13 protein-coding genes are annotated in these 14,677 nt (G+C 29.9%); all 13 read left to right on the top strand.

Annotated features, from left to right (window positions below; genetic code table 11):
• Positions 1 to 16 precede the first annotated feature (16 nt).
• The 13 genes from grdB to ACRCYC_RS01960 all read left to right on the top strand — a co-directional run bounded on the left by grdB (position 17) and on the right by ACRCYC_RS01960 (position 14,464).
• Positions 17 to 1,360, top strand: coding sequence for a glycine reductase complex selenoprotein B (grdB, locus tag ACRCYC_RS02020; RefSeq protein ID WP_438617498.1), 1,344 nt, complete (start codon positions 17 to 19; stop codon positions 1,358 to 1,360).
• 136 nt (positions 1,361 to 1,496) lie between these two features.
• Positions 1,497 to 3,029, top strand: a complete 1,533-nt coding sequence (gene grdC, locus ACRCYC_RS02015) for a glycine/sarcosine/betaine reductase complex component C subunit beta (protein WP_438617497.1) — start codon at positions 1,497 to 1,499, stop codon at positions 3,027 to 3,029.
• A 226-nt stretch (positions 3,030 to 3,255) separates the two neighbouring features.
• Entirely contained in the window at positions 3,256 to 4,404 is a 1,149-nt protein-coding gene (gene grdD / locus ACRCYC_RS02010; protein ID WP_438617495.1) for a glycine/sarcosine/betaine reductase complex component C subunit alpha, read from the top strand.
• A 195-nt stretch (positions 4,405 to 4,599) separates the two neighbouring features.
• Positions 4,600 to 5,514 (top strand): LCP family protein, encoded by a 915-nt coding sequence (locus tag ACRCYC_RS02005; RefSeq protein ID WP_438617494.1) that lies wholly within the window; start codon positions 4,600 to 4,602, stop codon positions 5,512 to 5,514.
• A 168-nt stretch (positions 5,515 to 5,682) separates the two neighbouring features.
• Positions 5,683 to 6,381 carry a hypothetical protein gene (locus tag ACRCYC_RS02000; protein ID WP_438617493.1) on the top strand — a complete coding sequence of 233 codons (699 nt, stop codon included), beginning with the start codon at positions 5,683 to 5,685 and terminating at the stop codon, positions 6,379 to 6,381.
• Positions 6,382 to 6,399: 18 nt separating this feature from the next.
• Complete coding sequence (locus ACRCYC_RS01995) at positions 6,400 to 7,251, top strand: hypothetical protein (RefSeq protein ID WP_438617492.1); 852 nt, start codon at positions 6,400 to 6,402, stop codon at positions 7,249 to 7,251.
• A gap of 204 nt (positions 7,252 to 7,455) precedes the next feature.
• Positions 7,456 to 8,148, top strand: coding sequence for a YveK family protein (locus ACRCYC_RS01990; protein ID WP_438617491.1), 693 nt, complete (start codon positions 7,456 to 7,458; stop codon positions 8,146 to 8,148).
• Position 8,149: 1 nt separating this feature from the next.
• Positions 8,150 to 8,872 carry a CpsD/CapB family tyrosine-protein kinase gene (locus ACRCYC_RS01985; protein ID WP_438617490.1) on the top strand — a complete coding sequence of 241 codons (723 nt, stop codon included), beginning with the start codon at positions 8,150 to 8,152 and terminating at the stop codon, positions 8,870 to 8,872.
• Positions 8,873 to 9,052: 180 nt separating this feature from the next.
• Entirely contained in the window at positions 9,053 to 9,739 is a 687-nt protein-coding gene (locus ACRCYC_RS01980; protein WP_438617489.1) for a sugar transferase, read from the top strand.
• 15 nt (positions 9,740 to 9,754) lie between these two features.
• Positions 9,755 to 10,879, top strand: a complete 1,125-nt coding sequence (gene wecB, locus ACRCYC_RS01975; protein ID WP_438617488.1) for a non-hydrolyzing UDP-N-acetylglucosamine 2-epimerase — start codon at positions 9,755 to 9,757, stop codon at positions 10,877 to 10,879.
• Positions 10,880 to 10,894: 15 nt separating this feature from the next.
• Complete coding sequence (locus tag ACRCYC_RS01970; RefSeq protein WP_438617487.1) at positions 10,895 to 12,124, top strand: nucleotide sugar dehydrogenase; 1,230 nt, start codon at positions 10,895 to 10,897, stop codon at positions 12,122 to 12,124.
• 59 nt (positions 12,125 to 12,183) lie between these two features.
• Complete coding sequence (locus tag ACRCYC_RS01965) at positions 12,184 to 13,452, top strand: O-antigen ligase family protein (protein WP_438617486.1); 1,269 nt, start codon at positions 12,184 to 12,186, stop codon at positions 13,450 to 13,452.
• Entirely contained in the window at positions 13,424 to 14,464 is a 1,041-nt protein-coding gene (locus tag ACRCYC_RS01960; RefSeq protein ID WP_438617484.1) for a glycosyltransferase family 4 protein, read from the top strand. The genes ACRCYC_RS01965 and ACRCYC_RS01960 overlap by 29 nt, the downstream gene beginning before the upstream one ends.
• Positions 14,465 to 14,677 lie beyond the last annotated feature (213 nt).

Genomic DNA, 14,677 nt, shown 5'->3' with positions numbered 1-14,677 from the left:
AAGGGGTTGAGATAAGATGGAAAAGATAAGAGTAGTTCACTACGTAAACCAATTCTTCGCTGGAATTGGTGGAGAAGAAAAAGCTGACACTAAGCCACATATAGCTGAAAGCTTACCTCCAATAAGTGTTCAATTAAACAAGTTATTAGGGGACGATATTGAAATAGTTGGAACTGTAGTTTGTGGGGACAGCTACTTCGGAGAAAATATGGATGCTGCTAGCCAAGAAGTTTTAGGTATGGTTAAGAGCTTCAATCCACAATTATTTATAGCTGGACCAGCTTTCAATGCAGGAAGATACGGGGTTGCTGCAGGAAGTATAACTAAGTTTGTTAAAGATGAGTTAAATATACCAGCTTTAACAGGAATGTACATTGAAAATCCAGGAGCTGATATGTTCAAGAAAGATCTATACATTGTAGAGACTGCTGACTCTGCTGCTGGTATGAGAAAGGCTCTTCCAAAGATAGCTACGTTAGCTAAGAAATTAGCTAACGGTGAAGAAATAGGATCTCCTGCTGAAGAAGGTTACATCCAAAGAGGAGTAAGAGTTAACTACTTCGCTAAAGAAAGAGGTTCTAAGAGAGCTGTAGATATGTTATTAAAGAAAATAAAAGGTGAAGCATTTGTAACTGAGTATGCAATGCCTAACTTTGATAGAGTTGATCCACAACCTGCTATAAAAGATTTATCTAAGGCTAAAATAGCATTAGTTACTTCTGGTGGTATAGTTCCTAAAGGAAACCCAGATAGAATAGAATCTTCTTCTGCTTCTAAGTATGGAGAGTATAATATAGCTGGTGTTAATGATTTAACTGAAGAAACTTATGAGACAGCTCATGGTGGATTCGACCCAGTTTATTGTAACTTAGACTCTGATAGAGTTTTACCAGTAGATGTTTTAAGAGATTTAGAAGCTGAAGGTGCTATAGGTTCACTTCATGAATTCTTCTACTCAACTACAGGTAACGGAACTGCTGTTGCAAGTTCTAAGAAGTTTGCTGCTGAGTTTGCTCAAAAGTTAATTGCTGCTGGTGTTGATGCAGTTATATTAACTTCTACTTGAGGCACTTGTACTCGTTGCGGTGCAACGATGGTAAAAGAGATAGAAAGAGCTGGTCTTCCAGTTGTTCATATCTGTACAGTAGTACCTATATCATTAACTGTTGGAGCTAATAGAATAGTTCCTGCAATAGCTATACCTCATCCACTTGGAAATCCTAAGCTAGATCCTGCTGAGGAAAAAGCTTTAAGAAGAAAATTAGTTGAGAAGTGCTTAGTTGCTTTAGCTACTGAAGTTGATGGTCAAACAGTATTTGAAAAAGATATAGTTCTTAAGGATATAATGGCTAACGCTTAATTGGTTGCCAGGTACTTAAGCTTTTGAATAATAAAAAGAATAGTTAAATTAGTAAAACTAAATAGATGGGTTATTTGACCCATCTATTTTTTAGATATACCAAAATAATAACATATATACATTGGGGGTAAATAAAATGACATTTCCAGTTTTAAAAGGGGCAAGCTATGCTTTAGTTCATACGCCAGATATGATAGTTCAAAATGGTACTACTTGTGCAGTTGAGAGAGAGACTCATCCAGATTCAGAATTTTTAAAAGAAATTACTAAACATATAAGAAGCTACGAAGAAGTTGTAAATTATATACCAAATCAAGTTTACATAGGAAACAATAGACCAGAGGAATTAAGAGAGATAGCTCTTCCTTGGTGTGAACACAAGATGGAAGGTACTAGACAAGGAAAACTTGGAGAGATTATGCCTCAAGATGAGTTTTTAGTAATGATGCAAATATGCGATGCTTTTGATTTAGTTAAGTTAAAAGAAGATTTTGTTAATAATATAAAACCTGATTTCGAAAATAATTACCCAGAGCTTGCTCCATTCTTTGGAAAAGTTAAGGGATCTAATATAGATGATGCAAGTGAATTAATAGAAAATCACCATGCTGAAGGATTATACCATGATGGGGCTTTAGTTGGTTATGTTAAGAGAGCTCATGATGTTGACGTTAACTTAAATGCTCATACAATGTTTGAGAATTTAGTTGTGAAGGCTTCTGGAGTTGTTTCTGCTATTTTATTAATTAGAAAAAATAATATAAATCCATTAGATGTTGATTATGTTATAGAGTGTTCTGAAGAGGCATGTGGGGATATGAACCAAAGAGGTGGAGGAAACTTCGCTAAGTCTATAGCTGAGATGGCTGGACTTTTAAATGCTTCTGGTTCTGATACTAGAGGTTTCTGTGCTGCTCCTACTCATGCTTTAATAAATGCTGCCGCTTTAGTTAAAGCTGGTGTTTATAAAAATGTTATGGTTGTTGCTGGTGGTGCTAGTGCTAAGTTAGGTATGAATGCTAAAGATCATATCAAAAAAGGTCTTCCTGTTTTAGAGGATGTTGTTGGTGGATTTGCTGTTTTAGTTTCTGAAAATGATGGTGTTAATCCAATAATAAGAACTGATTTAACTGGTAAGCATACTGTTGGAACAGGATCAAGTCCTCAAGCTGTTATGACTGCTTTAATAACTGCTGGTCTTGATAGAGCTAACTTAAAGATAACTGATGTTGATGTTTATTCAGTTGAGATGCAAAACCCAGATATAACTAAACCTGCTGGAGCTGGAGATGTTCCTGAGGCTAACTATAAGATGATAGGTGCTCTTGCTGTTAAGCGTGGAGATTTAGATAAGAAAGAATTAAAGAGCTTTGTAAGTGAGAAAGGTATACCAGGTTGGGCTCCAACTCAAGGGCATATACCTTCAGGGGTTCCTTATATAGGTTTCTGTATAGATGATTTAACTACAGGGGATAAAAATAGAGCTATGGTAGTTGGTAAGGGAAGTTTATTCTTAGGTAGAATGACTAACTTATTCGATGGTGTTTCTTTCATAGTTGAGAGAAATCAAGGTGTAGAAGAAGCTGCTGCTGTTTCTAAAGAAGAAATCAAAAAAATAATAGCAGAATCAATGAGAAAGTTAGCTCAAGATATGTTAATAGAAGAGTAAAGTTTGACAAAGTATAAATAGGTGGCTTCGGTATAAATTTTGGGGCTTCCGGGATATGGCAATAGTAAGTTTCCCTTCGCTCCCAAAATTTATACCTTCGCCTTCTGACTATTTATGCCTTATAACAAACTCTACTTTCTAGTTCTAAATATTTTGAGTAGGAAAGAATAGAGAAAGAATAAGACGGATGGAATTTTAAAAAATTCACTTTGAGAGGGGAATTGTTATGCCTAAGAAGATTATTGCTGATACTTTTTTAGATATAGCTAATGCTATTGAAAGCGGCGAGTTTGGTAAGAAAGTAAGAGTTGGTTTGACTACTTTAGGAAGTGAGCATGGTACTGATAATTTAGTAAAGGGTGCTCATCTTGCTCAGTCAAATTTATTTGATATAGTTTTAATAGGACCTAAGGTTGATACTGATCTTGAGGTTGTTGAGGTTAATGATGAAAGTCAAATGCATGCTAAGATGGAAGAGTTATTAGACTCAGGTTTTATTGATGCTTGTGTTACTATGCATTATAACTTCCCTATAGGTGTTTCTACTGTTGGTAGAGTTGTAACTCCTGGTAGAGGTAAGGAGATGATTCTTGCTACTACTACTGGTACTAGTGCTACTAATAGAATAGAAGCTATGGTTAGAAATGCTGTGTATGGTATATCTACTGCTAAGAGTATAGGAATGAAAAATCCTACTGTAGGTATATTAAATGTTGATGGTGCTAGACAGGTAGAGAAGGCTTTAAAAGATTTACAAGCTAATGGTTATGATATAAGCTTTGCTGAGTCTGTTAGAGCTGATGGTGGTTGTGTAATGAGAGGAAATGACTTATTATGCGGTGCTCCTGATGTCATGGTTACTGATACTTTAAGCGGTAATATATTTATGAAGGTATTCTCTTCATTTAATACTGGTGGAGATTACGAAGCTGCAGGCTTTGGTTATGGTCCTGGTGTAGGTGAAGATTATGATAGAAAAGTTTTAATATTATCAAGAGCATCTGGTTCTCCAGTTGTTGCTAATGCACTTAAATATGCTTATGATGTTGTTAAAGGTGATGTAACTCAAGTATCTAAGGATGAGTTTAAAAATGTTAAAAATGCTAAATATGACGATATTATAGCTGCTTTAACTAAAAAAGAAGTTAAAAAAGATGATGATGAGGACGTTAAAATGCCTGAAAAGGAAGTTGTTACTCATCAAATAGCTGGTGTAGATATTATGGATTTAGAAGATGCGGTTAAAGTTTTATGGAAAAATGGAATTTATGCAGAAAGTGGTATGGGTTGTACGGGTCCTATAGTACTTGTTGCTGATGGAAAAGGGGAAGCATGTGTTAAGTTGCTTCTAGATGCAGGTTATACTGCTAAGTAGATTGAATTAGGAATCCTTGCCATGGGTTTGTTTAATAGATGAAGGCGTATCTCAACGTAGAGATACGCCTTTTTAATTTGAAAAATATAGATGACTAGGTAAAAAACTACCAATAAAAGAGAAAAGATTGAGTAGCTACTAAAATGTATATGTGCTAATATATATTTAGTAAAAACTTAACAATGGAGGAATATTATGAGTACTTTTAAAAAGATCGTTATAGGACTTATTGTATTTGTCATAGCTGTTCCACTTGTAGCTTTCGGATACTTCTATTTCAAATTGAATTCTATGTATGATCATGATACTGCAAAGGATATAGAAAAAAAGATTCAAAAAGTTGAAAGCAAAGATGGTATAACTAATATATTACTGGCTGGAGTTGATGGAAATAACTTAGAAAAAGGTAATAGATCTGATTCTATGATGATTCTTACTATCGATGAAAAAAATAATGATATTAGAATAACTTCTTTAGCAAGAGATACATATGTTAAGATACCAGGATATGGCGAGGAAAAACTTACTCATGCTTATGCTTATGGGGGACCTGCACTACTTCTTCAAACTATTGATCAAAACTTTGGACTGAAGATTGATAAATATGCAGCGGTTAGTTTCGATTCTTTTGAAAAAATAATCGATGCCATAGGTGGAGTAGAAATTGATGTACTTCCTAAAGAAGTAAGTCATATACCAGGAATTGATGGTGCTGGTAAGCAAAATTTAAACGGAGCTGAAGCTCTAGCTTACAGTAGAATAAGATATGCAGATGATGCTTATCACAGAGATAATAGACAAAGAACTGTACTTCAAGCGGCTTATGACAAGCTAGCAACTGTTTCAAGTGGAGATTTAATGGAACTTGGAAATACTATCCTAGGTTACACTAAAACGAATATACCTCCAATGGAAATATTCAACTTAGCAACTAAGGTTTTAAAAATGAAAACTAGCAACTTTGCACAACTTGAATTCCCATTAGATGGGCATAGAGATGGTAAAATAATTAGTAAAGAAAAAGGTTGGGTAATTCTTTGGGATAAAGAATACAACAACGAACAATTACACAAATTTATATTCGATTATAAAAACTTTACACAACAATAATTAGAATTTTAAATAGGATAGCAAATTGTTTGCTATCCTATTTTTATGTATTTTTAAAATAATGTAGAATTTATAAAAAATTATATGTTCGACAAAAATATACAAAATATATTAAGTAAAAGTGTTATATTATATCTGTAAAGGAAATATTAGGGAGGATGTTTTTAGATGAAATACAAAAACAACACAGAAAAAGTTATTATATCCATAGCCTGCACAATGACAGTATTAGCAGTTCTAGGGTTTACACTTATGCAAGGAACTGCAAAAGAAAAAGAAAGTGACTACGTATCAAAGCAAATAAATATAAAATCACAAATATCAGAAAACGACTATGAAATATTAAAAAAAGAAGATAAAGACAATAAGACGATATTCATAGTACTAGAAAAACGAAATTTAAACTCCGAAGAAATATCTGAATTGACTAATCAAATCGTAAAAGATACTAGCAAAAAATTTGAAATATATTTATTTGATAACAAAGAAAAAGCAAATAGCTTTGAATATACAAAAGATCAAATACAGACACTTATAACACCAACAGAGGAAAGTGACATACAAATACAAGACTACTATATAGTAAACAAAGAAATAGAAAACACACCACAATACTATACAGTAGAATCAATAAAAGAATCTAAAGGAAAAACAACAATAGAACTTGACTTAAGAGAAACAAAAAAACCAGAAGAAGCATTAGCTCAAATGAAGTTCTTGGGTCAAAATATAAAAGACTTAAATCCTAACAAAGATTTAGAAAACTTAGAAATAAAAGCTTATTGCAAAGAAAACACAAACCCTAGCTGGGAATATACATCACAAGATAAACAATTAATAATTCATAATGAAATAGTAGAACTATAAAAAGAAAGGGGATAAAGCATGAAAAATAAAACGATAATTGGATTAACTACAGTAGCAATACTATGCACAAGCAGTATCGCTTTTGCTAATGATATAAAAATAATAAAAAAAGATAGTATAGAATACATACCCCTTAAAAAGGTAATTCAAAAAGCTGGAGGAAAAATAGAAATATCAAATGATAAAGCTCAAATAGTTATAGGTGGTAAAAATGTAACAATAGAAAAAAACTCATCATTTGTAAAAATAGATGAAAAATACTATCCATTAGACAAAAAAGAAGTAAATGGATTTGAAATTCCAATAAACACAAAGCCATTATATGAAGGTAATGAAATTTATATAGAAAAAGACTTTTTAAAAGAAAATAAACTAGTTAATTATAAAATAGAAAAAGATAGCGTAATAGTGAACACACAAACAGAGTCTAAATCACAAAATAATAGTGAGGAAACTACAAAAAAAGAAGAACCTAAAAAAGACAAAGAAGATACAAAAGAAAATAATATAGAAAAACCAGAAAATACAGAAAAACCATCGAAGCCAGAAACACCAATAAAACCACCAACAAAACCAACAAAACCAACGAAACCACCGATAAAACCACCAAAGCCACCAACAAAACCTGATAATAATGGTGGAAGTGGAAATACTGGAGGAAACACAGGCAGTGGAGACAATAACAGTGGAAGTGGAAATACCGGAGGAAACACAGGCAGTGGAGACAATAACAGTGGAAGTGGAAATACTGGAGGAGATACAGGAAACGGTGACAATAGTGGGAATACTGGAGGAAACACAGGTGGAGACTCATCTGGAGGAACAACAACTCCTGAAAATCCAAGTCCAGAACCTATAACAAATAATTAACATATAAATAAAAACAAATAAAGATTAAAGAAAAATAATAAAATACCGATAATGTAAAATAATGTCGAAAAAAAGGAGTGTTTGTAGAATATATATACAAACACTTTTTAAAGGAGTATTATATAGCAGTAAAAGTCAAAAAATGAAAATATATTAAGTAAATTAATTAAATATATATTAATATGTAGAAAAGTGGAGGACAAAATGGAAGAAACGATTGACTTAAGGGAGTATTTTCAAATCATTAAAAAGAGGGCTTGGATAATTGTATTAATAACAGTACTTGCAATGATAACAAGTGGAATAATAAGCTTTTTCGTATTAAGCCCTGTATATGAAGCAAACACAACATTAATAGTTAACACAGAACAAAGTAAAGAAACAAACAACATGATAACAGGAGATCAACTTAACGTTACTCAAAAGTTAACATTAACTTATGGAGAAATAATTAAATCTAGAGCAGTAATAGATTCAGTAATAGATAAACTAGATTTAGATATGGATTATGATGAAGTATCAAAAATGGTAAACGTTGCTCCAGTTAAAGACACACAAATAATGTCAGTAACAGTTCAAGACACAAATGCTAAAAGAGCAAGAGATATAGCTAACGCTATACCAACTGTATTCACAAAAGAAGTTAAAAGAATAACAAAGGCTAATAGTGTTGAAGTAATAGACAAAGCTATAGCTCCAGAAAATCCAATAAAACCAAATAAGGTTATGAACATAGCAATAGCAGCAGTTCTAGGTATTATGATAGGGTTATTCATAGTATTTGTACTTGAATATATGGATAACAAGATAAAAACACCACAAGACATAGAAAAACATATAGGACTACCGATACTTGGAGTTGTGCCTAATGAAAATATGAAGAAGGGTGGTAGATAATATGATAGGAAAGTTAATAACAAGACAAGATCCAAAATCACCTATATCAGAAGCATACAGAACTATAAGAACTAACATAGAATTTTCTAACTTAGATGAAGAAATAAAAACTATAGTAGTAACAAGTTCTCAGCAAAATGAAGGTAAAAGTACAGTAATAGCAAACTTAGCAGTTAGTTTTGCATCAATGGAAGATAAAAAGGTATTAGTAGTAGAAGGGGATCTAAGAAACCCTACAGTACACAGAATGTTTAATGTTAGTAACACTCATGGTATTACTGAAATATTAACAAATCAAAAAAGTTTTGAAGAATGTGTACATGTAACTGAGGTAAAGGGGTTACATGCTCTTACTTGTGGAAAAATACCACCAAATCCATCAGAGATGTTAGGTTCAAAGAAGATGAAGTTCTTTATAGAGTCATTAAAAGATCATTATGATTATATATTTATAGATGCACCACCAATAGGGATTATAACGGATGCAGGAATTATATCTACTTATGCTGATGGAACTATGTTAATAGTTGGTTCTAAGGAAGTAGATGTTGAAATGGTAAAGATAGCTAAGGAAAGATTAGAAAAAGTTAATGCAAATATATTAGGTGTTGTGCTTAATAAATTTGAAGATGCTAGTGGATCTTATGGATACTATAACTATTATTACGAAGGTAGTGATACAAACAGAAGTTCTAAACATAAAGGTAAAAGAAAGAAGAAGTAATTGGAAATGAAAAAGCTATGCATTAAAACTTATCAGAGATTTAGCGCATAGCTGGTATATACAAAGAACCGCCAAGAACTTTTGTATATGAATAGTTTTGGGTTTAAATGAAATACCCTTGTATATATTATAAGTGTATTGTCATTCAAACTCCATAGTAAATTTAAAGGGGGAGATTGTATGTCAGAAAATAGCGCTGCTTTTCAATTTGATGAGCAAAGCGTTAAAGAAGAACTAAGTGGATTGAGTAACAATGTGAGTATCGGTTACCTAGTATTAAAAAGAATTATAGATATTATAGGAGCATCAGCAGGAATCATATTATTATCACCAATATTTATAATAGTAAGCGTACTTATAAAGTTAGAAGATCCAAAAGGTTCTATATTCTTTGGGCAAGAGCGATGTGGGCAATATACTAAGCCATTTAAAATGTTAAAATTTAGATCAATGGTCCATAATGCAGAAGAATTATTAGAAGAACTTCAACATTTAAATGAACAAACAGGGCCAGTATTTAAAATAAAGGAAGATCCAAGGATAACGAAAGTAGGGAAATTTATTCGTAAAACAAGTATAGATGAATTACCTCAATTATTTAATATACTTAAGGGGGATATGAGCTTAGTAGGTCCAAGACCACCTATTCCTAGAGAAGTAGAACAATATGATGAATATCAACTACAAAGACTAGCAGTAAAGCCTGGGCTTACTTGTTACTGGCAAGTAGGAGGAAGAAACAGTATAGACTTTGATGGATGGGTAGAGCTAGATGTTAAGTATATAGAAGAAAGAAGTACCTTACTAGATATAAAACTTATATTTAAAACTGTAGGAGTTTTATTTGGAGATGAAACAGCATCATAGAAGGAGTGATAAAAGATGAATAAGATTAAGGTGATGAGTGTTTTTGGTACAAGACCTGAAGCTATAAAAATGGCGCCACTTGTAAAAGCACTAGAAGCAGATGAAAGGTTTGAATCTATAGTTTGTGTTACAGCACAACATAGGGAAATGTTAGATTCAGTATTAGAAATATTTGATATTAATCCTAAATATGACTTAAATATTATGGATCATGGTCAAACGATTATAGATATTTCAAATAAGGTACTTAAAGGGGTAGATGAAGTTATAAAAAAAGTTGAACCAAATATAGTGTTAGTTCATGGAGATACATCTACAACTCTAAATGGAGCATTAGCAGCTTTTTATAATAAAGTACCAGTAGGACATGTAGAAGCCGGGTTAAGAAGTCATGATATTTACTCGCCATTCCCAGAGGAAATGAATAGAAAATTAACGGGTGGGATTACTGAATTACATTTTGCACCAACCAAAATTAATGAAAGAAATTTACTTTCAGAAGGTGTAGATAAACAAAAGATACATATTACTGGTAATACAGTAATAGATGCATTATTAAAGGTTATTAATGAAAATCATAAATTTGAGGATGGAATTTTAAATAATATAGATTTTGTTAATAAAAAAGTTGTACTATTAACAACTCATAGAAGAGAAAATTGGGGAGAACCAATGGAAAATATCTTCAAAGCTATGATTGAGTTAATGGATAATAATAAAGATGTAGAAGTTATATTTCCAATGCACAAGAACCCATCTATAAGAGAATTAGCTCATAAATATTTTGACAAATATATAGATAAGGTACATCTAATAGAACCATTAGAATATGTTGAATTTACAAATTTAATGTCTAAGGTTTACTTAATTATGACTGATTCAGGAGGAATTCAAGAAGAAGCACCTGCTTTAGGAAAGCCTGTGATTGTATTAAGAACAGAAACAGAGAGACCAGAAGCTGTAGAAGCTGGAACAGTTAGGTTATCAGGAATTGAAAAAACAGATATATTTGCTATAGGTAATGAATTAATAAAAAATAAAGATGCATATAAAAGTATGGGGCAAGCAACTAATCCTTATGGGGATGGAAAAGCTTGTGAAAGAATATTAAATATAATAGAAAAAAATTTATATATATAAGGGATGTAAAGTAAAATGAAAAAATTAAACATTATAGGATTAGGTTACATAGGATTACCAACAGCATTAATGTTTGCTGCAAATGGAGTTGAAGTAGTAGGTACTGATTTAAATAATAAATTAGTAGAAACTTTAAATGAAGGTAAATTAACTTTTGAAGAAGAAGGATTAGAAGAAGTATTTAATAAAGCTTTAAATAAAGGAATTGAATTTAAAAAAGAATATGAAAAAACTAATAAATATATAATTACAGTTCCAACACCGTATATGACTATGTCTAAGCAAATTGATGCTAACTATGTTATTGCAGCTACTAAGCAAGTGTTAGAAGTTTGTGAACCAAATACAATCCTTGTGATTGAATCAACTATTTCACCAGGAACTATTGATAAATTTGTTAGACCTATAATAAAAGAAAAAGGATTTAAAATAGGTGAAGATATTCATCTAGTACATGCTCCAGAAAGAATAATACCAGGGAAAATGATTTATGAATTAGAACATAATTCAAGAACTATTGGAGCAGATTCAAGAGAAGTGGGAGAGGAAGTTAAATCTTGGTATGAGAGTTTCTGTAGAAGTGAAATAGTAGTTACTGATATAAAAACAGCAGAAATGAGTAAGGTTGTTGAAAATACATTTAGAGATATAAATATTGCATTTGCAAATGAGTTAGCTAAAATTTGCAACAGAGAAGAAATGGATGTATATGAACTTATAAGAATTGCCAATAAACATCCAAGAGTAAACATCCTTACACCAGGCCCAGGTGTTGGAGGACACTGTATATCTGTAGATCCATGGTTCTTAGTTGGAGATTATCCAGATATAGTTAATGTTGTACTTGGAGCAAGAGAAGTAAATGATGCAATGCCTCAATATGTATTTGACAAGATACATAAAATAATGAAGGAAAACAGTATAAAAGATTACTCTAAGGTCGGATTATATGGGTTGACATATAAAGAAAATGTTGATGATATGAGAGAAAGTCCTACTTTGCAATTACTTGATATATTTGAAAAGTATAATATAGATAGTATTAAAATATATGATCCATTTATAAAAGAACAGAAATTTAAAAATCAAGTTATGGATATGGATACTTTTTTAAGTAATACTGAAATAGTTGTAATTTTAGTAAGTCATGATGAAATTAAAAATAGCGAACAATTATTAAATAATAAGATAGTTTACGATACTAGAAATATAATAAATACTGGAAAACTAGTTTATAGAATATAAAAAGCATAGTAATCTAATAACTCATCTTACATAAGTATAGATTTAAGCGAGGTAGTTAAATGAATTTGAGTAAGAATTTTAGAGCTAGTGATGAAAGGTTAATAATATATTTAATGATATTGACACCATTTATAGATTTATTAAATGGTGTGTTTGACCAAATATTAATCACAAATATTTCACCAGGCATATTAATAAGAAGTTGTATTTTAATTTTGATAATGTATATTTATGTAATTCAAAAAAAAGAAAATTTAATAAAATTAATATTTATAATTAGTTTGTTTTTATTTCAAATGTTAATATTGAATTTTTCATATAATATTCGTATACATGATGAAATATCTTTTATTTCAAAGATATATTATAATATGTTTTTATTTTTTATAATTTATGATTTAGCAAAAAGGCATAGAATAAATTTTGAATGTTATATAGATAAATTGGTTTTTGTAAATATAGTAGTTACTATTTCACTAGTTATTACAAAAATTATTGGATTAGGTGAGGGCGCATATGATAATGGGATAGGGTTTAGAGGGCTATATATTGGCCTAAATGATCTTACGGCAGTTTGTATTATTACATTTCCATTTTTACTGTATAAGTTAATAATAGAAAATAAAAAGATTAAATATGGTATTTTTACAATTATATCAGCTTTAAGTATTATTAATATAGGAACCAAAACATCTATAATTATACTAGGCGTAATATTAATATTTTTTATTTGTGAGATAATTTTTAAGGATAAAAGAATAGGAAATAAATTTATTTTTGCTATAGCGATAGTTATATTAATAGTAATATTCAAACGTTTTTTTTGGGATGAATATAGTTCAACGATTTTAACAAGATTACAGTATTTTAGAGAAACATTAGATTTTAAGACATTTTTAGTTAGTGGTAGAAATGTTACTTTAAGAACTGCATTTGATTTTTGGGATGATAGTGTGTTCAATTTTTTATTTGGAACTGGATTTACTAGAGGATCTTTTTTTATAGGAAGTTTTCTTGAAGGTCATGGTATGATAGAAATGGATTTTTTTGATATCTTATATTTTTATGGTGTTATTATGTTTTTAATGATTTTTATACCTTTACTTAAAGCAATGATTAAGTCTATATATATTTTTATGAAATCTAATATATTAATATATAAGGTAATATCATTAATGTATTTAATCACTATAATGATATCTTTTTTAGGCGGACATATTCTATTGAGTCCTTTAGCGGGTATATATTTTGTGGTAGTTTATGGTATGATAAGTCAGATAAATTTAAGAGAGGAAACTTATGAAAAAAGTATTTCAGATAGGTCCTGATATGAATTTAAAAGGAGGAATAGCAACTGTTATTAGGCAAATAAGCTTATCAGAAAAATTAAATAAAAAATATGATCAAGTATTTATTAGTTCAACAAATGATACTAATAAATTGATTACATATTTAAAATGCATAATAACTGTATTGTTTATTAAAAAAGGAAGTATAGTTCATATACATGTAGCATCAAATGGAAGTTTTATTAGAAAATATATACTATTTAAATTGCTTAGAAATAAAACAAAAAAAATAGTTCATATTCATGGTGGCAACTTTATTAATTATTATAGAAAATCAAATAAATTATTAAAATTATGTATTACAGATATGATTAACCAAGCTAATAGTGTAATAAGTGTATCAGATTATATGATAAATGAATTAAAAAGTGAATTTTCTAATTATGATTATAAATTTGCAAAAGTATATAATGGTATAAAATTAGAAAATAAAAAAATTAGATATGAAGATAAACAAAATATTATATTGTACATGGGTAAAATTGTAACATATAAAGGTATTTATGATTTAATAACAGCAATAAATTATATAAAAGATGTATTTGTAGATAATAATTGGAAAGTAGTTATAGCTGGCAATGGAGAAATTGATAAGATTTTAAGTATTATAAAACAAAATGAACTAAGTGAGATTATAGAAATAGCTGGTTGGGTAGATGGGAAAAATAAAAAAAAGTTATTAAAAGACTCTAAAATAACAGTTGTACCATCACATATAGAATCTTTTGGAATCAGTGCTGTAGAAGCTATGGCATATGGAAATGCAATAATAGCGACTGATGTGGGAGCTTTACCTGAATTAATTACTGAGAGTGAAAATGGGTTTATTATAAATAAAAGTGATTGTATAGAGTTAGGTAATAAAATTAAATTTTTAATAAAAAATGAGAAGTTAATAGAGACAATGTGTTTTAAAAATATAAAACATTCACAAAATTTCTCTGATGAATTAATGTTTGAAATGATTATGGAGATATATGGAAATTTGTAGATGATGATTTTGATTAATTCATATTATATTATGCTTTATAATTTAATACAACTATATTATGAAGTTTAAAATCAATTTTAAACTTTATACTCTAAAAATATATGAAATATGGGATATTAATATATTGAACTAGATATGTTTGAGATTTGATTATAAGAAATATTAAAACTAGATATTAAATATTAGAGGATATAGTTTAAAAAGTAGTTGTAT

The sequence above is a fragment of the Paraclostridium sp. genome (assembly GCF_051657365.1).
Classification (GTDB): Bacteria; Bacillota; Clostridia; order Peptostreptococcales; family Peptostreptococcaceae; genus Paraclostridium.
This window is presented reverse-complemented; position numbering and strand designations above follow the sequence as displayed.

Bases quoted from the DNA above. Each gene is read 5' to 3' on its own strand.
- grdC (WP_438617497.1), top strand. From the start codon at position 1,497: ATGACATTTCCAGTTTTAAAAGGGGCAAGCTATGCTTTAGTTCATACG.
- grdD (WP_438617495.1), top strand. From the start codon at position 3,256: ATGCCTAAGAAGATTATTGCTGATACTTTTTTAGATATAGCTAATGCT.
- ACRCYC_RS02005 (WP_438617494.1), top strand. From the start codon at position 4,600: ATGAGTACTTTTAAAAAGATCGTTATAGGACTTATTGTATTTGTCATA.
- ACRCYC_RS02000 (WP_438617493.1), top strand. From the start codon at position 5,683: ATGAAATACAAAAACAACACAGAAAAAGTTATTATATCCATAGCCTGC.
- ACRCYC_RS01995 (WP_438617492.1), top strand. From the start codon at position 6,400: ATGAAAAATAAAACGATAATTGGATTAACTACAGTAGCAATACTATGC.
- ACRCYC_RS01990 (WP_438617491.1), top strand. From the start codon at position 7,456: ATGGAAGAAACGATTGACTTAAGGGAGTATTTTCAAATCATTAAAAAG.
- ACRCYC_RS01985 (WP_438617490.1), top strand. From the start codon at position 8,150: ATGATAGGAAAGTTAATAACAAGACAAGATCCAAAATCACCTATATCA.
- ACRCYC_RS01980 (WP_438617489.1), top strand. From the start codon at position 9,053: ATGTCAGAAAATAGCGCTGCTTTTCAATTTGATGAGCAAAGCGTTAAA.
- wecB (WP_438617488.1), top strand. From the start codon at position 9,755: ATGAATAAGATTAAGGTGATGAGTGTTTTTGGTACAAGACCTGAAGCT.
- ACRCYC_RS01970 (WP_438617487.1), top strand. From the start codon at position 10,895: ATGAAAAAATTAAACATTATAGGATTAGGTTACATAGGATTACCAACA.
- ACRCYC_RS01965 (WP_438617486.1), top strand. From the start codon at position 12,184: ATGAATTTGAGTAAGAATTTTAGAGCTAGTGATGAAAGGTTAATAATA.
- ACRCYC_RS01960 (WP_438617484.1), top strand. From the start codon at position 13,424: ATGAAAAAAGTATTTCAGATAGGTCCTGATATGAATTTAAAAGGAGGA.